At 62.8% G+C, this 19,521-nt stretch carries 13 protein-coding genes; 8 read left to right on the top strand and 5 right to left on the bottom strand.

What is annotated here, in order from left to right:
- Window positions 1–42: 42 nt before the first annotated feature.
- Complete coding sequence (locus tag SH412_RS08760) at window positions 43–1,719, top strand: HD-GYP domain-containing protein (RefSeq protein WP_336523129.1); 1,677 nt, start codon at window positions 43–45, stop codon at window positions 1,717–1,719.
- 69 nt (window positions 1,720–1,788) lie between these two features.
- On the opposite strand, the gene SH412_RS08755 is transcribed toward SH412_RS08760, so the two are convergent.
- Genes SH412_RS08755 through SH412_RS08745 form a run of 3 tightly spaced genes read right to left on the bottom strand, consistent with a single transcriptional unit; the run spans window position 1,789 to window position 7,307 of the window.
- The gene (locus SH412_RS08755; protein WP_336523128.1) at window positions 1,789–5,322 is read right to left on the bottom strand and encodes an efflux RND transporter permease subunit; all 3,534 of its coding nucleotides are present in this window, start codon (window positions 5,320–5,322) and stop codon (window positions 1,789–1,791) included.
- A 54-nt stretch (window positions 5,323–5,376) separates the two neighbouring features.
- The gene (locus SH412_RS08750; protein WP_336523127.1) at window positions 5,377–6,840 is read right to left on the bottom strand and encodes an efflux RND transporter periplasmic adaptor subunit; all 1,464 of its coding nucleotides are present in this window, start codon (window positions 6,838–6,840) and stop codon (window positions 5,377–5,379) included.
- Window positions 6,841–6,848: 8 nt separating this feature from the next.
- A complete protein-coding gene (locus SH412_RS08745; RefSeq protein WP_336523126.1) occupies window positions 6,849–7,307 on the bottom strand; it encodes a MarR family winged helix-turn-helix transcriptional regulator in 459 nt (152 codons plus the stop codon).
- Window positions 7,308–7,606: 299 nt separating this feature from the next.
- Between SH412_RS08745 and SH412_RS08740 the strand changes: the two genes are divergently transcribed.
- On the top strand, window positions 7,607–8,086 hold the full coding sequence (locus SH412_RS08740; protein ID WP_336523125.1) for a hypothetical protein: 480 nt from the start codon (window positions 7,607–7,609) through the stop codon (window positions 8,084–8,086).
- Between the two features lie 3 nt (window positions 8,087–8,089).
- On the opposite strand, the gene miaA is transcribed toward SH412_RS08740, so the two are convergent.
- Window positions 8,090–9,040, bottom strand: a complete 951-nt coding sequence (gene miaA / locus SH412_RS08735) for a tRNA (adenosine(37)-N6)-dimethylallyltransferase MiaA (protein ID WP_336523124.1) — start codon at window positions 9,038–9,040, stop codon at window positions 8,090–8,092.
- A 154-nt stretch (window positions 9,041–9,194) separates the two neighbouring features.
- On the opposite strand from miaA, the gene SH412_RS08730 reads away from it, so the two are divergent.
- The 5 genes from SH412_RS08730 to SH412_RS08710 all read left to right on the top strand — a co-directional run bounded on the left by SH412_RS08730 (window position 9,195) and on the right by SH412_RS08710 (window position 13,834).
- Window positions 9,195–9,638 (top strand): SRPBCC family protein, encoded by a 444-nt coding sequence (locus tag SH412_RS08730; RefSeq protein WP_336523123.1) that lies wholly within the window; start codon window positions 9,195–9,197, stop codon window positions 9,636–9,638.
- Window positions 9,635–9,973: a phosphoribosyl-ATP diphosphatase gene (gene hisE, locus SH412_RS08725; RefSeq protein WP_336523122.1), complete on the top strand. Its 339-nt coding sequence runs from the start codon at window positions 9,635–9,637 to the stop codon at window positions 9,971–9,973. Before SH412_RS08730 ends, hisE begins: the two co-directional genes overlap by 4 nt.
- A 36-nt stretch (window positions 9,974–10,009) precedes the next feature.
- Window positions 10,010–10,939 carry a sugar phosphate isomerase/epimerase family protein gene (locus tag SH412_RS08720; RefSeq protein ID WP_336523121.1) on the top strand — a complete coding sequence of 310 codons (930 nt, stop codon included), beginning with the start codon at window positions 10,010–10,012 and terminating at the stop codon, window positions 10,937–10,939.
- A gap of 364 nt (window positions 10,940–11,303) precedes the next feature.
- On the top strand, window positions 11,304–12,944 hold the full coding sequence (locus SH412_RS08715; protein WP_336523120.1) for a S41 family peptidase: 1,641 nt from the start codon (window positions 11,304–11,306) through the stop codon (window positions 12,942–12,944).
- Window positions 12,941–13,834: a hypothetical protein gene (locus SH412_RS08710; protein WP_336523119.1), complete on the top strand. Its 894-nt coding sequence runs from the start codon at window positions 12,941–12,943 to the stop codon at window positions 13,832–13,834. Before SH412_RS08715 ends, SH412_RS08710 begins: the two co-directional genes overlap by 4 nt.
- Before the next feature lie 258 nt (window positions 13,835–14,092).
- Here SH412_RS08710 and pgm read toward each other — a convergent pair whose 3' ends face one another.
- Complete coding sequence (gene pgm, locus SH412_RS08705; RefSeq protein WP_336523118.1) at window positions 14,093–15,742, bottom strand: phosphoglucomutase (alpha-D-glucose-1,6-bisphosphate-dependent); 1,650 nt, start codon at window positions 15,740–15,742, stop codon at window positions 14,093–14,095.
- A 316-nt stretch (window positions 15,743–16,058) separates the two neighbouring features.
- Between pgm and treS the strand changes: the two genes are divergently transcribed.
- Entirely contained in the window at window positions 16,059–19,520 is a 3,462-nt protein-coding gene (gene treS / locus SH412_RS08700; protein WP_336523117.1) for a maltose alpha-D-glucosyltransferase, read from the top strand.
- Window position 19,521 lies beyond the last annotated feature (1 nt).

The following is a 19,521-nucleotide window of genomic DNA, read 5'->3' as shown; positions in this document are numbered from 1 at the left end:
GGTACGGCGGCTGACAGAGGAGATCATGGTACGGGGGCTGCGATGCCGTCGGTCTGGTCGGAAGAACTTACGGCGGCCGAGCGGCGTGCGACGCCGCCCGGCGCGGACTGGCCGCCGACACAGCGATCGGACGTGCTGGGGCGGCTTTCGGAATGGATTGGCAGTCCACTGGTCTGTCTCGACGGGCCGACTGGTCGATGTTTGACCGAGTCCCATCCCGGGACTTTGCTGTGCGTCCCGGCTGTCTGCCTGCGTCGTCTCTCGGACATTCACGAGGCGGAAGTCCTTGAGCTGTCGGACGGGTTGCTGGCGTTTGTCGGTCCGCTGCCTGGTTCCCCGGAACGACAACTGTGGTTTGCCGGCGTGGCGCTGTCGGCCCGAGGCGGACGCCCCGGCGAACTGGTGCTGGCGGCCATTGAAGCGGGATGGTCCACAGAACGGCTCGACGACTGGATCTCGCGGCTGCCCGTGATGTCGATCTGCGTCCTGGCGCGTCTGGTGAGGCTGGCGGTCGGCTATGAAGAGCATTCGGCCCGGATCGAATCGAAAACTCAGGAGTTGGAGGTCCTTGGCCGGCAGAACGACGCGGCATGGCGGCAGATCAGCTTGCTGCACGCCCTGACGCCGCACCTGCAGGTGTCGGAATGCCCGGAGCATCTGGCCGCGGCGTGCATCGAGAAACTGGGGCCGCTGGTCCCGGCGGAATGCCATGTCATCTGCCTCGAACAACAGGGGTGCGAGCCACTGCTGCTGATCGACGGCCAACTGCCGTTCGACGACGCCGGCCTGCTGCGGCTGATCTCACGCTATGAATCGCACGACTGGTCGACGCCTCTGATCCGCAATGCAATGTCAGACGGGACGCTGGCGGCGGCGTTTCCCGGATTGCGCAGCTTTCTCGCGGCGTCGATCCGTTCGGGGGACGTCTGCCGCGGCTGGATCGTTTCCTGCAATGCGCTGGCCGGACCGGGGTTCGGACCGATCGACGCGACGCTGCTGGGGTCCATCGCGACAGTCCTGGCGACGCACTTGAACAACATTCAGCTCTACTGCGAGAACGACGATCTGCTGCTGGGATTCGTCAAATCCCTCGTTTCGACGCTCGATGCGCGGGATCCGTACACTCGCGGCCACAGCGAACGGGTGGCGCTCGTGGCCCGTCAGCTCGGAAGGGGACTGGGGCTCGCGGACGAGGAACTGGATCTGATCTATGTGTCCGGGCTGCTGCACGACATCGGCAAGCTGGGGATCGACGATCAACTGCTCCGCAAATCGGCGCCACTGACTCGGGAGGAGTTTCGGGCCGTCCAGCAACATCCAGTCCTGGGCTGCCAGATTCTGGGGCCGTTACGCAAGTTGAAAGGAGTCTTGCCGGGAGTGCGCTCGCACCACGAATTCTGGAACGGGGCCGGTTATCCGGACGGGCTGCAAGGAGAGCAGATTCCGCTAGTCGCCAGAATTATCGCGGTCGCAGACGCCTTCGACGCCATCACGAGCGATCGGCCGTACCGGGCCGGAATGTCGCTGGAGTCGCTGGAACAGATTTTCCGGGAGGGGGATGGAAGGCAGTGGGATCCGAGAGTCATTGCGGCCTACTTCGTACAGGCCTCTGCGATTCAACAGTTGTGCCGGTCGTACTCGCCCGATGCGGGGAACCTGCTGCGGGATCCAATCACCGCCCGAGACGTCTCGCTGCCGAGGTCGGTTCTCCGGCAATAACAAGGCGTCAACGGGCGCGAAGGCCATCCCCGGCAAGCGAGTCTTGAATCCGGATCGGCCAGCGTCCCGTTACCGGGTGCCGACAAGTTCGGCGGAGTCGGGAGCCTCGTCGGCTTCCGCCCATTGATCGACGCGAACTTCGCTGGCCCGACGACCGAGGAGTCGCAGGACCAGCAGTTTGCCGTCGACGGCCAGGGTGAAGGCGGTGGGAATCAGAAACAGCGTGAAGACGGTCGAAACCACCAGCCCGCCCAGCACGACGCTTCCCAGCCCGCGATACAGCTCGCTGCCGGCCCCCGGAAACAGGACCAGCGGCAGCAGGCCGAGGACGGTTGTGACCGTCGTCATGAACATCGGCCGGATCCGGGAGCGGACCGCCTCGACGACGGCATTTCGCGGCGACGCCCCCTGCTCGCGCATGAGCTGCAAGGCATAATCTACCACCAGGATGGGATTATTGACGACCGTGCCGATGAGGATTACGAAGCCCAGCATGGTCAGCACGTCGAGCAACTGGGGCGGCTGCCCCATGATCATCAGGTAGGCGCTGAGCGCCTGGAGCCCGGCCAGTCCGCCGACGGCGCCGAGCGGGACGCTGAGAATAATCACAAACGGGTAGAGCCACGATTCGTAGAGAGCCGCCATCAGCAGATACGTGATCAGCAGCGCCAGCAGCACGTTGAACTGCACCGCCCGCCAGGTCTCGCGCAGCTTGTCGGCGGTTCCGGCCAGGTTGACGCGGTAGCCGCCGCGGAGCTCGCCGGAGGCCGACAGCGGCGCAATCACTTTTTCCTGGATGAGCAGCATGGCCGATTCGAGGGGCATCCCTTCGGGAGGGGTGACTTGAATCGTGATCGCACGTTCGCGTTCGCGGTGGTTGATCTGTTCGGGGCCGCTGGACATTTCGACGTCTGCGATCGCACCCAGCGGCACCAGTTCCCCGGTGGGGGTTGCGATCGGAAGGTTCCGGATATCCTGGGTGCGGCGCGCGAATTCATCCCGGCCGCGGATCATCAGGTCGATCTTGTCGCTCCCTTCGATGTAGTCGCTGGCGTACGCGCCATCGACCAGCGCATCGACCGCGTAACCGAGGGCGGAGGCGGTCAGGCCCATTTCGGCGGCCTGCACGAGGCGAGGTTCGACGTGGATTTCGGGGCTGGAGAGGTCCAGGCTGGGGACGGGACGGACCTGGCTGTTTGGGATCAGTCCTGGGATCTGACCGAGAATCTGCCCGCCGAACCCGATGAGCTTGCGGAGGTCCGGGCCGGTGATTTCGATGTCGATCGTCCGGCCGGCTTGAAGTCCCTGCGAGAAGAGGCTGGACTGGAAGGCCACGGCGAACGTGCCGGGGAATTTCGAACCGGCGCCGCGGACGACGTCGATCAGTTCGGCGGCCCGCATGGGGTCGTATGAGCGGACGCCCAGGAAGACCTGCCGGCCGCGGGCCACGAAGAACAGGTCGCGGATGCGGGGCTTGCTGGCCAGTTCCTCGGGGGTCATTTCGCGCGGATCGAAGTCCCAGAAGGGGCGGAGATCCTGTTCGACCTGCTCGCCCATGCGGGTCAGCTCGTCCAGGTTGTAGCCGGGGGGAGGGAGCAGGATGCCGAAGATCAGGTTCTTGTTGCCGGTGGGAAGGTATTCGACGGCGGGCCAGAGCATCCACGTCGAGACGGCGCAGCCGCCCATGAAGAGACCGACGGTCGCGAGGCGAAACAAGACATGCGACTGAATGCCCTTATTGATTGCGCCGACGGACGACACGAAGAACCCACCAAGTCCTTCGATCACGCGAGCGACAGGACTGGTCCGTCCCAGCGAGATGCCGGCATAGCGCTCTCCGGGCTGGCGGCGGGGGAGGATCCGTGCGGCAGCGGTCGGGACAACAATCAAGGCGACGACGAGCGACAGGCTGACCGCCGCGCTGATGGCCAGGGCAATGTCACGGAAGAGCTGTCCGGCCTCCTGCTGGACGAAGACGACGGGAAGGAAAACAGCGACGGTCGTGAGCGTGGAGGAAATGATCGCCCCCTCGACCTCGCGGGTCCCTTCGATCGTCGCCTGGAACGCATTTCGACCTTCGTTGAACTTGGTATAGATGTTTTCGAGCACGACGATCGCGTTATCGACGAGCATGCCGACGGCGAACGCCAGTCCCGCGAGGCTGATCACATTCAGCGTGCGTCCGAGCAGCGCCAGGACCAGGAAGGTGGCGATGATACTGGTGGGGATGGCGAGACCGATGACCAGCGAACCGCGAGCATACCAGAAACCGCTGACGCCGATGAAAATCAGGCAGGCCGCAAAGTACCACGGCGAGACGTACACCGCCGCGAGGCCCGTGGCGAGGATCAACGGAATGAACAAGAGCGTCCGCAGGTTGAGGTGGAGAAACAGCATGAGCACGGTCATGGTGAGCGCGCCGCCCAGGAAAATGTTCTCCTGGACGAGCTTGATCGACGAGTAGATGTACTCGGTCTCGTCGTAGACCTGAGTCAGCATCAGGTTGCGGTCGCGGAGGATTCCTTCGTTCAGGACTTTCGCCGTGGCTTTGAGGCCTTCCATGACATCCAGGACGTTGGCGTTGGTTTCGCGGAGGCAGTTGACGGCGATCGAGGAATCCCCGAAGCGGCGCACCAGGCCGTCGGGCTTCTTGAAGTCTTTGACGACGGCGGCGACGTCGCGAATGTAGACCGGCGCTCCATCGCGGACGGCCAGGAGCTGGGCCTCGACCTGTTCGGGAGAACGGAACTGGCCCAGGGTTCTGACAACCCAGCGGCGTTTGCTTTCCCAGAAGTCGCCGCCGGACGTATCCCGGTTCTGTCCAATCAGGACGGCCCGGACATCGGCAATGGTGAGTTGCCGGGCGGCGAGTTTTTCCGGATCGACGATGACTTGAAGCTCGTCTTCGAGACCGCCGATGACATTGGAATTGGCGACGCCGGGGACACGCTCAAACTGGGCCTCAATGAAATCTTCCGCGAAACGGCGGAGGTGAATCACTTCTTCGTGGCTCGGGAGGAGTTCGCCGACGACGGGCTGATTCCGGGCGAGCTCTTTCAGGCGGAACATGAGCAGGCCGCTGCTGTGGGAACCGGCGACCGTTTCCAGTTCGGCTTTGAGTTCGGGGTGCTTGCCGGCGAAATCCCGGATTTCCTCCGGGGTGGGGGCCCGTTCGGTGAGGATGAACCAGGCGATGGGCGTGTTGGAAGAGTTGGAGGTGCTGATGACCGGCTGATCGGCGTTTTCGGGATAGCTGCGGACCTGCTGCAGTCGGCTGTTGACCCGCAGGAGGGCTTCATCCATGTTCGCCCCGACGGCGAATTCCATCGTGATCGAGCCCTTCGAGTCCATGCTTTCGGAGGAGAGCTTGGTAATGCCCTCCACGCTTTTGAGCTGCTCTTCCTGTTCGCGGATGATTTCCTGCTCGACTTCCTGCGGGCTGGCGCCGGGCCAGGTCGTCTCGATGGTGAGGGTCGGAATCTGCACCTCGGGAGTGAGCTGCATCGGCATCTGCAGCAGGCTGATTACGCCGAACAGGGCGACGAGCAGCACGCCGACGGTGACTTTCACCGGATTGCGAACGTAGGATTCGACCAGCGTCATAACTACGGGCCTCGGACCGGGATCACTGCGGGACTTCTCACGCTGCCTGAACGACTACCGACCCGACTGCGGAGATTTGCCGTTTTCGGCTTCCGGCTCGTTCCGGGCGGGTTGGAGTTTCGACTCGGCGTCCTCCGCCTTGACGAGCGGCTTTCGAACGTCGGTCACCACCACAGGGGTGGGAAACGGCATCAGGCGTTCGTTGCCGAGCACAACGACCTGTTCGATGCCGGCCAGATCGCCCGATACGGCGACCCACTCGCCATCCGACAATCCGAGTTCGACCGGGATCGGTTTGGCGAGCATGGGCGGCGGTCCAGCCGCCGCCTTCTTGTCGGCCGGCGGGGAAGGTTTGGGGGAGGCGCCTGGCGCCCCTCCCCCCGGAGGAGCGGGGGGCGCGGGAACGATCCCATAGACTTTGGGGGCTCCGGTTCCGAGCACGATGGAGTCTTTGGGGACCAGGACCGCTTCCTGGCGCGAATCCGACGGGAGAGCCACGCGGGCGATCATGCCCGATTTCAACTCCGGGCCGTCTTCTCGAATGACATTCTTTGCGCGAATTCTGACCGGGAAGGTGCGGGTGCGGGTATCTCCTTGCGGCGAAACCTCTGCGACCGTTCCCAGATAGAAACCACTGCGGCTCGACTTGGACAGGGCCGTCACTTCGATCGCCACTTCCTGGCCAGGTCGGATGAAATCGATCTGCGAGTCCAGGACGTGGGCTTCGATTTCGACTTCATCGAGGTAGACGACTTCGGCGACCACCTGAGCCCGGCTGACCCATTCGCCAACTTCGGTTCCTTCGGCGACCACGTAGCCGTCGAACGGGGCGATCATCGTGTGCTTTTTGAGCTGATCCTTGAGCTGCTCGACCAGGTCCCGTTGACCTTCCACGCGGGCCTGCTGCTGCAGAATCTTTTCCGCGCGCGGGCCTTTGACCAGCAATTGATGTTCGAGATCCGCGGCCTGAAACGTCCGCTCGGCCGCGATGAACGCGGAGAGGGACTCTTCGAGCTGCTCTTCGGTGATGACTTGCGCCTGTTGCGACAGCCGCTTGGCGCGCTGGTAGCGGCCTTTGGCGTAATCCAGGAGCGCCTGAGCGGACTCCTTGCGAGCCAGCGACTGATTGATTTCTTCGGGGCGGGTCCCGTTTTTCAGTTCGTTCAGTTCTTCGTCGCGCAGTCGGAGTTCGGCTTCGGCGGAAGAAATCTGGAGCGAGATGGTTTCCGTCAGAAGCTGACAGAGGGGCGAGCCCTTCTTGACGCGATCGCCGATATTCACGGGGAATCCTACGACGCGACCATCCACGGCGGCGCCGACGGCGCTTTTCTTCATGGGATAGACGGTGCCGACGTAGCTTTGCCAGGTGGAGACCTCACGGCGCTGGACCGGCGAGACGACGACTGCGGCGGGACCGCGCCCCTGCGCCATGAGCGAGGACGGGGCGTCGGCGAGCAGCAGCAGCAGCGTCAGCAGGCCGCGGGGCACAAGGAGTTGACCGAGCGAAGAGCGATTCACGGGACACCTCACGAAATTTCGCGGACAAGCTCTGCAGAGTTCAGATTTTCCGAGACCTTGCTCAACAGGCGTTTGAGCTGGTCGACTTCTTCGACGGACAGCCCCTGAACCGCCTCCGTCCGGACGGCCTGCAGGACGACGGTGATCTGTTCCCAGACCACTTCGGCTTCCGCGGTCAAGCGGATGAGCTTCCGGCGGTGGTCTTGCTGGCACTCGGTGCGAGCGATCCAGCCAACTTCTTCCATCCGGTCCAGAATGCGCACCAGCGTGGGAGGTTCGACGAGCATTCGCCGGGCCAGTTCGGCCTGGGTCAATTCGCGGTCATGGACCAGCCAGCCGATGAGTTGCATCTGGCGATAGGTCAGCCCGAGGGGGGCCAGGCGTTCGTTGAGCGAACGATGAAGCGTCTGAGTGGCGAGGGTCATCCAGTAGCCAACGCTGGCGTGAAAATCGTACTGAACGGCCACGAGGCTTCTCTCCTGGGATGATTAGCGCCACGAACCATCCAGGAGTTTAGGCGATGGTGGTTGGATCTCGCAAGCCTGAGGATTCCGCGGAGGGCTCAAAACATTGTGCGATCAACAGTTAGCGCGGATATTGAGAAATGAAGGGGAGAAGGAGTTTCAGTTCGATTCAACAGACCTTCACTGTCGTTCCAGGGTTTCTACGCGACGGCAAAACCGCCAGCGTCTCGAAGAACTTCCCACGGCTGGTAGAATGCCCGGCGTCATCGGCGAATGAATGGTTCAAAGCAGAAGGAATCGAGATGAAGACCCTGCTCGCAGTTTTTGCCACGCTGTTTCTAACGACATCGGCTCGGGCCGACGAACCCGCCGTGCCGGCAAACCGGGCCGCGCTGGAAACAAAGCTCGCGGAAACGCTGACCGGCGCAGCGCTCGTGGGAACATTTTCGGTCGATGGCCGCGAGGGAGCCAAGCCGGAGCGTTACGAGATCGCTTCCGCGAAAAAGCTGGAGGGGGACAACTGGGTCGTGACCGCCCGGATCAAGTATGGCGACAACGACGTTTCGGTGCCGCTGGTGGTGAAAATGCTCTGGGCGGGGGATACGCCGATCCTGACGCTGGACGATCTGACCATTCCGGGGCTGGGGACGTTCACGTCGCGGGTCATGTTCCATGGGGACCGATACGCCGGGACCTGGCAGCATGGAGACCATGGCGGTCACCTGTGGGGCAAGATCCAGAAAGCGGCCAAGCCGGAAGAGAAGAAGCCTGAGCAGAAGTAGCTTTCAGCCCGCGGCGATGTCGCGAAGGCGGGCAGCGATGGCGGCGGGGGACTCGTCGCCGCGGATTTCGACCGAGCGGCACTCTTCCAGGTTGCGAAACCAGGTGAGCTGCCGCTTGGAAAACTGACGCGTCCGGGTCTGAATCGTCTCGATCACCGTCGAAAGTGGTTCGAGACGCCCGCGATCGAACCAGTCGAACAGCTCCTGGTAGCCGAGAGCTTTGCGGGCCGTCGGACCAAGCGGCGGTTCGCGCTTCGCCAGTTGCTCCGCTTCGGCGAGCCAGCCGGCGGCGAACATGGCGTTCACTCGCTGGTCGATCCTTTGGTAGAGAACTTCGCGCGGCGGGGAAAGCCAGTAGACGTGCTGTGGCCGCTCGCCGGGGGGACGCGGTCCCTGCTCGTGCTGTTCGGACAGAGTGCGTCCGGTGAGATGGTGCACTTCGAGCGCGCGGATCACTCGGCGGAGGTCGTTCGGGTGGAGCCGGGCGGCCGAAGGAGCGTCGATCCGCGCCAGTTCGGCGTGCAGCGAATCGGGTCCCGATCGGAGGGCCTGGTCTTCCTTCTGGCGACGAAATTCGGCGTCGGCGGGGGGGCCTTCGAAGACTCCGCGCAACACGGATCTCAGATACAGACCAGTTCCTCCCACGAAGAGGGGGACTCGGCCGCGGCCGAGGATGTCTTCGCAGCAGTCGCGGGCGACGTGCAGGTACTCGGCGACGCTGAACTCCTGGTCGGGGTCCAGAATGTCCAGCAGGTGGTGGGGCACACTGGCGCGATCCGCGATGGTCGGCTTTGCTGTGCCAAGATCGAGCCCGCGGTAGAGCGTCATGCTGTCGAGAGCGAGGATCTCCGCCCCGAGCAACTGAGCGAGTTCGAGCGCGACGGCGGACTTTCCCCCGGCGGTCGGACCGGCCAGGAACCAGCATTGCTGCAGCAGAAGGGGGGGAAGTCTCACTGGGGGTGACCGGTCGGTGGAGAATGGGTTTCGGGCGTGGGCGTTTTCGCCCATCGGCGGGTGCGGTATTCTAACGAATGGAGAGTCCTCCGGCGTGATCCGGACGGTTTCTCGAAAGACCACACGAATTCCCGCATGTCGAGGCATCCCGCGTATGGCTGTGTTTGAATCCCGGACTCCATTGAATTGTTCGCCGGAAGCGGCGTTTGACTTCATCTCGCGGCCGGTGAATCTGCAGAAAATCGCCCCGCCAGAAATGGGGCTGGTGTTTGTGGCTGCGCCGGAGGTCGTGGCGCTGGGAAGCCGGCTGACGGTGAAGGTCCAGGCGTACGGGCAGATTCAGCAGCTCGACTACGAAATTATCGAGTACGAGTCGCCCGTCCGTTTTCGCGAGAAGGGGATCGGCGGACCGATGCGGCTCTGGCTACACGATTACATCGTCGAGCCGACCGAGTCGGGCGTGCTGCTGGTCAACAAGATTGAGTTCGAGCCGCCCGGCGGGCTGGTCGGACTGCTGATCACGAAGGATCGGATTCTGGATCACCTGGAAGACGGTTTCGAGTTCCGCCGGCAGGCGTTGAAGAAGGTGCTGGGATGACGACACCGGCTGCAGAATCGGCGCTGGCGCGGCTGGCGGCCCTGGTGGAGCATCGCCAGCAGGAGCGTCCGGGGGGATCGTATACCGTCGAACTGTTTGACGGCGGCCACACGGTGATGTCGTCGAAGATTATCGAAGAGGCCTACGAACTGATCGAGGCCGCCGGCGGAGACGAGCCGGTCGACCGGATGGCGATTACGCACGAAGCGGCGGACCTGGTCTATCATCTGCTGGTGCTGCTGACGTCCGTCGGGGTGTCGTGGCAGTTTGTGGAGCGGGAGCTGATGGAGCGATTCGGGACTTCGGGGCTGGCGGAAAAAGCGGCCCGGCCCTGACATTCTCCTGGACTTTGATCGAAAGCAATGCTGCCGATGCCACTCAAAATCTCATTTTCCACGCTCGCGTGTCCCAACTGGAACTGGCACGACGTGCTGCGGCATGGTCCGGCGTATGGCTACGACGGCGTTGAAATCCGGCAACTGGGAGGGGACACCAACCTGCTCGGGGTGGAAGATCTTCTGGAGGAGTGCTGGGACCAGCGGCGGCGGGAGCTGGAGTATGCGAACTTCCGCGTGTGCGGGCTGGCGTCGTCGATCAAGTTTGATGCGGCGGCTCACCAGGAGGTCGATGAGCAGATTGCCGTCGGGAAAGGCTATCTGCGGCTGGGGCAGGCGCTGGGGGCGCAATTCATCCGGGTATTCGGGGATACGCTGCCTCCCGTCGGGGAATCCGCGAGGCGTGAGCGGATTTTGCAGCAGATCGTCGACGGGCTGAAGCGACTCGGCGATGAGGCGGCTGCCTTTGGAATTCAGATTCTGCTGGAAACCCACGGAGACTTCACCTCCAGCCCGATCGCGGCTGAGGTGATGTCGCGAGTCGACCATCCGATGGTGGGGCTGGTCTGGGATACTCACCATGCATGGAGGTTTGACGACGAGCCTCTGGCGGAGACGTGGGCCAGGATCCGGCCCTGGGTGCGACATACCCACTGGAAGGACTCCGTCACCATCGGTGAAGTCGAACTGACCGAACGTCAGAAACACGCGGCGGTGGCGGCGACGCTGCTGATGAGCGGCCACAAGCATGCGGACTACGTCCTGTTCCGAGGAGGCGAGTTTCCGGCGGCTGAGTGTTTGCAGTTGTTACTTTCGGGCGGTTATTCGGGCTGGCACTCCCTGGAGTGGGAGAAAATGTGGCATCCGGAACTGCTCGGGCCGGAAATCGCGTTGCCGCTGTTTCCCGGTAAACTGAGAGAACTGTTGCAATCCGTCAACATTACCAATCGCCCCGTGGCGGGTTGATCGGTGAAATCTTCGGCAGATTCCGGAAGCGGAACGGCGGTTGCAAGCTGTATCCGTTGTCGGCGTCAGCAGTTTCCCGCCCGGCAAGAACCCCGCGACGGGTACGACGCATAGCGGTCTGAAAGACTCTGCGGGTTGTGACGGAAGAATGACGGTCTTTGAAAATGTTGCAGTTTGACAGCATGCAAAACGGGGTCTAGAGTCAAAGTGTCGGGGTTGGTCTGACAGTTTGTCGCCTGATGTGACGCTCCAGACCACGGACGAAGTTGTGGGTCACGATGTCCTGCCGGCAGGCTTCCGAGGGGGAAGGCATGCCGTTCTTTGCTGGACGTTGTTGGACATCCGCTTCGTTGAGGGAGCCCGCATGTTTGCGCTGCAATTCTCCGTTCGCGTCCTGTTGCGGGCGTCGCTGCTGTTCTGCTGCCTCAGTGCGTGGTCGAGCGCCGGCAGTTTCGCCGCGGATCGGGACGTCGCCAGATCTGCTGACGAACGCCAGGCCCTCAGCACGGGAGTCGAGCTCGAAAAGGCTCGCAAGTGGCTTGAGGCCGTCGAATTCTACGAGTCGAATCTCAAAGAATGGCCGACGAGCGAGTCGCTGCAGAAGGCGTTGCGGCGGTCCAAGGGTCAGTTTTCGATCGAGCGCCGCTATTCGGACCAGAGCTTTGTGGCCGAAATGGTCGCACTCCCCTCGAATGAAGCGATGGCGCACCTGGAGGAATTGCTGCTGGCAATCCGACAGCGGTATGTCGATTCGATTTCATCGACGTCGCTACTGGCTCACGGAACCGAGAGCCTCTATCTGGCGTTGAGCAATGACAAATTCCTGCAAAGGAATCTGCCACGGGCGACTCCTGAACAGACCCGTCGGGTGCGGAGCGTACTGGTCGAACAGTATTGGAACAAACCGGTTTCGACGCCGGATGCCACTCGCCGATTGGTTCTGGACGTCTGCGAGCTGTGTCGACGGGAACTGGGACTCGAAGCGACTCCCGTCGTGATGGAATACGTGTTTGGAGCGTGCAATTCGCTCGACGAATACAGCAGCTACCTGACGCCCGGCCGTCGTCGGGATCTGTTCGACAACATCGCCGGCGAGTTCGTCGGGATTGGAGTCGAGATGAAGGGGGACATGGGCAAGGGGCTGCGTCTGATGAACGTACTGCCGGAAAGCCCCGCTGAAGAAGGCGGGTGCCGGACCGGGGACATCATCACCGCGATTGATGGAGTCGACTGCCGGAACATGTCGATCGACGAAGCCGCCTCCGTCATGCAGGGCCAGAGCGGATCGCGGGTCAGGCTGCAGTTGACGTCGCCGGCCGGCGACGTCCGGGACACCACGCTGGTCCGTCGGGCCGTCAAAGTAAAGAGCATTCCGGTCGCGAAAATCATCGATACGGCAAACGGCGTCGGCTACATCAAGATGACCGGCTTCCAGAAGAATACGACGGAAGAGCTCGACGCGGCCCTCTTCAAGCTGCATCGCGAAGGAATGCGGGCGCTGATCTGGGATCTGCGAGGCAATCCCGGCGGACTTCTGGACGTTGCGGTCGAAGTGCTGGATCGGTTCATCGCGGACGGCGTGCTGGTTTCGACCAAAGGCCGAACTTCCGATTCGAATTCGTCCTACTCGGCTCGCCGCGAAGGAACGTGGAATATGCCGCTGGTGGTGCTCGTCGACGGCGACAGCGCCAGCGCCAGCGAAATTGTCGCCGGGGCGATTCACGATCACCACCGGGGCGAGCTGGTCGGACGCAAGACATATGGAAAGTGGTCCGTGCAGACGATTCACATGGGCCGGGGTGAGACCGGGCTGCGGCTGACGACGGCGAAGTTCTACTCGCCGACGGGCAATACGTTCGGCAAGATCGGCTTCCAGCCGGACGTCGTCGTGCCGGAACCGGCCCCGCAGACGACGACCGCGTATCGGGGCGCCATCGATCCGAATTCCGATAGCGATATCGAGGCGGGGCTCAACGCCCTGAAGAAGCAACTGGCGCGGCGATGAGCGAACTGCGACCAGACTGGCTGCGTGACGCGCGCGGTTCGACGCCCACACAGCGCTGGTCCTATGCGGCCGACGCCCCGCTGGCCGACCTGCAGTTCGCCCGCGAGTCGGGCGAGATCCTGATTGCAGATACGTCGGGCGGACTCTACCTGCTGGACCGTCTCGGTCGGCTCCAGTCGCTGATCCGGCTGGCGGAAACGCCGTCCCGAGTGGCGCTGAGCGACGACGGAGAAGCGGCGGTCGTCGTGTTAAACGAACGGACGATCGGCTGGTTCGAACGGCCGCTGCAGCTCGCCTGGATGCGGGAACTGCCCGATGCGATTCTGGGTGTCGCGATGGCCCCGTTCGGCACGCACGTCGCGGTCGGCCTGGCCGACGGCACCAATGCCATCTATACCTCGGCCAACAAACAGCTCTGCAAGTTTGAGTCGGTGCGGCCGCTGCGGCATCTCCGCTTTCTCGTGACGGAACCCGAACTGGTGGCCGCGGCGGAATACGGTTACCTGGCCCGTTTCGACCTGCGAGGCGAAGTGGCCTGGAGCCAGACGCTCTGGTCGACGATCGGCGATCTCGCGGTGACGGGAGACGGCAAGTTCAACTATCTGGCCGGCTATGCGCACGGAATCCAGGTCTTCAACGGCGGCGGGACGCCGACGGGATCCTGGGTGCTGGAAGGGACCGCCAGCCTGGTGAGCACGACCTTTCGCAAAGATGGCCTGGCCGCGGCGACGCTGGAGCGGCACCTGGCCCGGCTGGGAGCGGACGGCTCGCTCCGCTGGCTGGCGACGGCGCCCGACGATGTGCAGGCGCTGCGGATTTTCCCACTGGGAGAGAGCCTGATCTGCGGCTTCCGCGGCGGACGGGTGGTGCGGCTGGATGAAGCGGTTTGAGTTCTGCGGAAAGCGAAGAAGAAGTTTTACCGCGGAGGCGCGGAGGACGCGGAGAAATGCAGGTGAAGAGGCCGGAAAGTGAAAAGTGAGTATTGAAAAGTGAGCAGTGCAAAAGGGAAGAAATGTCGCTGATTCGCGAATTCCATTCTCCTTCACTTTGCACTTATCACTACTCAATACTCACTTTTCACTCTCCGGATTTCTTCTCCGCGTCCTCCGCGCCTCCGCGGTGAAATACTCTTCCTTTCTGGATCCGCGTCACACCGAGGCATTCAGCGCCGCGGTGACGATTTCGGCGGCCTCGGTCACGATGCGGTGCAGGTGGGCGGCGTCGCGGAAGCTCTCGGCGTAGATTTTGTAAATGTTCTCCGTTCCCGAAGGGCGGGCGGCGAACCAGCCGAAGTCGGATGTGACCTTCAGTCCGCCGATGGCGGCGCCGTTGCCCGGCGCGCTGGTCAGCCTCGCCGTGATGGGGTCACCGGCCAGCGTGGCGGCGGTGACGGCTGCGGGAGAGAGCTTCTTGAGAACCGACTTCTGCTGCGGCGTGGCAGGCTGGTCGATGCGCGTATAGCAGGGTTCGCCGAATTGCGCTGCGATTTCCCGGAAATGCTGGCCGGGGTCTTTGCCGGTGACGGCGGTCATTTCCGCGGCGAGCAGAGCCAGGATCAGGCCGTCCTTGTCGGTGGACCAGACGCCACCGTCGCGACGTAGAAAGCTGGCGCCGGCGCTCTCTTCGCCGCCGAAGCCCAGCGTGCCCTGGAACAGGCCGTCGACGAACCATTTGAAGCCGACAGGGACTTCGCACAATGTTCGGCCGAGCGAAGCGACGACCCGGTCAATCAGGGCGCTGCTGACGAGGGTCTTGCCGACGGCCGCTGTCTGCGGCCAGTCGGGACGATGAGTGAAGAGATAACGGATCGCGACGGCCAGATAGTGATTCGGATTCAGCAGCCCGGCGGAACGGGTGACGATGCCATGCCGGTCGGCGTCGGGGTCGTTGCCGAAGGCGATATCGAACCGGTCCTTGAGCCGGACCAGCCCGGCCATGGCGTACTCGCTGGAGCAATCCATGCGGATTTTTCCGTCGCGGTCGACAGTCATAAAGCCGAAGGCGGGGTCAACGCGGTCGTTGACGATGGTGATGTCGAGGCCGTAGCGGTCCGCGATCGGTTGCCAGTATTCCAGTGACGCGCCACCGAGCGGGTCGACGCCCAGCTTGAGGCCGGCCGAGCGGATGGCATCCATGTCGACTACGGAACCGAGGTCTTCGACGTAGCCGGTCACCAGATTGCGGGCGTGCGATGTGGACGCCAGCAATGCCGCCGAATAAGGAATTCGCCTGACCGCCGAATTTCCGCCACGCAGAATCTCGTTGGCGCGGTCCTGAACCTTCTGGGTGATATCGGTATCGGCGGGGCCGCCATTGGTCGGGTTGTACTTGAAGCCGCCATCTTCCGGAGGATTGTGAGACGGCGTGATGACGATTCCATCCGCCAGGCCCGTCGTCCGACCGCGGTTGTGTCCCAGGATGGCATGCGAGATGACTGGCGTCGGCGTAAAACCATCGTCGGCTTGGAAAACCGTCTCCACGCCGTTGGCGGCGAGGACTTCCAGGGCGGTGGACTGGGCCGGTCCGGAGAGGGCGTGCGTGTCCTTGCCGAGATAGAGCGGCCCCGTGATCCCGGCGGCGGAGCGGTATTCGACGATCGCCTGGGTAATGGCAGCGATGTGAGCTTCGGTGAATGACCCGTTGAGGGACGTCCCCCGGTGGCCGCTGGTGCCGAAGCTGACAAGCTGCGTCGGATCGGACAGGTCAGGGGATCGGTCGGAGTATTCGGCGAGGAGTCGAGCGACGTCGATCAGCATGTCGCGGGGGGCGGGTTGGCCGGCCAGGGGATGCAGGGACATCGGGGGCTCCACAAGAAGTTTCGCCGGGGGAGTTGTCGAGACCTGAGGCTGAGAATAGCCGAGCCGTGCGACGACGTCATGCGTGCCGGAGGATTCCCGGGATTTGATTCGGCAGGTCGTCATGCCGGCGGCGGTCATCCCTGCGGAGCAGGCCGCACGGCATTGGACTGCACATGCCCTGACGGGCCATTGACTGGACATTCGGGTGCCTGCAGGAAATGCGTCTTTTGCGCGTGCGTACTGGTCGTCACGACTATACTGACTGAGTTCAAAACTCGATCGACGCGTCTGTCATCTGTTGGCGGATGCTTGCGAAATGAGCCGATGCAACTTTCGAAACAGCGGTTCTGTCCGGGAAGACTCAAAGCATCCCGAACGACGGATCGGCGAAGCGACGGGAGACGACCAATTGGCGAAGGATCCCCATCTGCACTGGTACAAGGACGCCGTCGTCTACCAGGTCCACGTTCGCGCGTTCTGCGATTCGACGGCCGACGGCGTCGGCGATTTTCGCGGGCTGACGAGCAAACTGGATTACATCCAGGATCTGGGGGCGACCGCGATCTGGCTGCTGCCATTCTTTCCGTCGCCGTTGCGGGACGACGGCTACGACATCGCCGACTATACGAGCATCAATCCCAGTTATGGCACGCTGCAGGACTTCAAAGCGTTTCTGCGGGCGGCCCATGACCGCGGGTTGAAAGTGATTGTCGAACTCGTGCTGAACCACACGTCGGATCAGCATCCCTGGTTCCAGCGCGCCCGGCGGAGCAAGCCCGGCAGTCGCCACCGCGACTTCTACGTCTGGAGCGATTCGCCGGAGAAGTACAAGGACGCCCGGATCATCTTCAAAGACTTCGAGCACTCGAACTGGAGCTGGGATCCGGTCGCCGACGCCTACTACTGGCACCGCTTCTACAGTCATCAGCCCGATTTGAATTTTGAGAATCCCGACGTCATGCGGGAGGTGTACCAGGTGCTCAATCACTGGCTGTCGATGGGGGTCGACGGCCTGCGGCTGGATGCGGTGCCGTACCTGTGCGAGCGCGACGGAACGAACTGCGAGAACTTGCCCGGAACGCACGCCATCCTCAAAGAAATCCGGGCGTACGTCGATCAGCACTATCCCGATCGGATGTTGCTGGCGGAGGCCAATCAGTGGCCGGAAGACGCCGTGGCGTACTTCGGCGACGGGGACGAATGCCACGCGGCGTTTCATTTTCCGGTGATGCCGCGGATGTTCATGGCGGTCCAGATGGAAGACCGCTTTCCGATCATCGACATCATGCTGCAGACGCCGGAGATCCCGGATGTCTGCCAGTGGTTCATGTTTCTGAGAAATCATGATGAGTTGACGCTGGAGATGGTCACCGACGAGGAGCGGGACTACATGTACAGCGTCTATGCTCACAACCCGCAGGCGAGGATCAACATGGGGATCCGGCGCCGGCTGGCGCCGTTGCTGGGGGGCAATCGCCGACAGATCGAGCTGCTGAACTCGATTCTGATGTCACTGCCGGGGACGCCGGTGATTTATTACGGCGACGAAATCGGCATGGGGGACAATATCTATCTGGGCGATCGCAACGGAGTCCGGACTCCGATGCAGTGGAGCCCCGATCGGAACGCGGGGTTCTCGGGCGGCAATCCGCAGCAGATGTATCTGCCCGTGATTATCGACCACGAGTACCACTACGAAGCCGTCAACGTGGAGACGCAGCAGCGAAATCCGTTTTCGCTCTTCTGGTGGATGAAGCGATTGATTGCGATGCGGCAGCAGTCGGCCGTCTTTGCGCGCGGAACACTGCAGTTTCTTCTGCCGGAGAACAATCGCGTCCTGGCGTATCTCCGTGCGCTGGACCATCAGACCATTCTGGTCGTCGCGAACCTGTCCCGGTTTTCGCAGTTTGTCGAACTGGATCTGTCCGAGTTTCGCGGCTGCACTCCCACGGAGCTGTTCGGGCAGACGCCGTTTCCGCGGATCGGCGAGCTGCCGTACCTGCTGACGCTCGGGCCATACAGCTTCTACTGGTTCTCGATTCAGCAGTGCCGGGAGCCGTCGCTGGCGGACACCGAACCGCCGACCGCCGTCGTACAGACTGCGGAGGAGCTCCCGGTCCTGCGGGCGAAAGACAGGTGGCAGCACGTGCTGGATTCCAGGGGGCGGGAGTCCCTGGCGAAAATGCTGCCCGGCTGGCTCGTCAAACGCCGCTGGTTCTCGGGGGCAGACAGGTCGATCCGCAGTGCGACGATTGCCGATGTGGTCCCGCTGGAAAGCCAGGCGATGCCGGCGCAGGTCAATCTGGTCTTCGTGCAGATCGACTACGTCAACGATTCGCCGGAAACGTATCTGTTGCCGATCGGCTTCGCCACCGGAGTGCAGGCAGCGCAGCTCCGCGGCGACAATTCGCCGGCGATTCTGGCGTCTCTGGAAGTGACTGCCGGAAAGGAGGCGATTTCGGGGCTGCTGTATGACGCCTTCGGCGAGGAAGGACTCGGGCAACTGATGCTGGACCTGATCGGCGGACGCCGCAAGGCCCCGGGGCGCGTCGGAAAACTTGCCGGTCATCCGCTGCGGTCCTACCGGTCGCTGCGCGGCCCGGCCGAGGATCATCTGGCCGTGCGGGCGCTCAAGTCGGAGCAGAGCAACAGCACGATTCTCTACGGCGATCGACTGCTGCTGAAGATGTTTCGCCGGCTGGACGTCGGCCTGAATCCGGATCTGGAGATCGGTCGGTTCCTGACGGAGACGGCGCCCTTCCCCCATTCGCCGCGGCTCGCCGGTTCTGTGGAGTACATCGACGCGACCGGCCAACCGTCGACGGTGGGAATTCTGCAGGCGTTTGTGCAGAACGAGGGAGACGCCTGGAGCTACACGCTCGACTATGTCAATCGGTTCTTCGACCGCGTGCTGACGACTCGCCGGGCCGAGCGACCGGCGGCATCCGACATGCCGCGTCAGGAGACTTTCACGGCGACGTGCGAGACCGTCCCACCGCTGGCGCGGGAGCTCTGCGATTCCTATCTGGAGTCGGCCGCGCTGCTCGGTCAGCGGACGGCGGAGTTGCATCTGGCGCTCGCATCGTCGTCCGAGAAGCCCGATTTCGCGCCGGAACCGTTCTCAGAATTGTATCAGCGATCGGTTTATCAGGGGATGCGGGGACTGGCCCGGAAGACGCTACGCACGCTCCGCAATAAGTTGAAAGAACTCCCCGAGGAAGCTCAAAACGATGCGAAGGAGCTGCTGCAGGCCGAGCAGGCGCTGGTGGATCGGCTGCGGAGCATTGTCGGCCGCAAGCTGAGCGGATCGCGGATCCGGTGCCACGGCGACTATCACCTGGGACAGGTGCTGTTCACCGGGAAGGACTTTGTGATTCTCGACTTCGAAGGGGAGCCGTCCCACCGACTGAGCGAACGGCGCATCAAGCGTTCGCCGTTGCGCGACGTGGCAGGAATGATCCGTTCGTTCGACTACGCCAGTCAGTCGGTTCTGCTGAGCCGGATGACGGGCATCATTCTGAAAGAAGAGCTGCCAGTCTTTGAGGAGTGGGCTGGCTACTGGTCAAGCTGGGTCAGTGCGCTGTACCTGGCGGCGTATCTGAAGGCCGTTGGAAATGCCGCGTTCGCCACTCAGAGTGCCGAAGAGATTCGGACGCTGCTCGATGTCTTCCTGCTGGAGAGGGCCGTTTGTGAACTGGCAAACGAGCTGAATCTCCGCCCCACCAGGGCGCAGGCGTCTCTCCGAGGAATTCTGCGAATCCTCGAATCGCGGGGCTGAA

The organism is Planctellipticum variicoloris (assembly GCF_030622045.1).
In the GTDB taxonomy this organism is placed as follows: Bacteria; Planctomycetota; Planctomycetia; order Planctomycetales; family Planctomycetaceae; genus Planctellipticum; species Planctellipticum variicoloris.
This window is presented reverse-complemented; position numbering and strand designations above follow the sequence as displayed.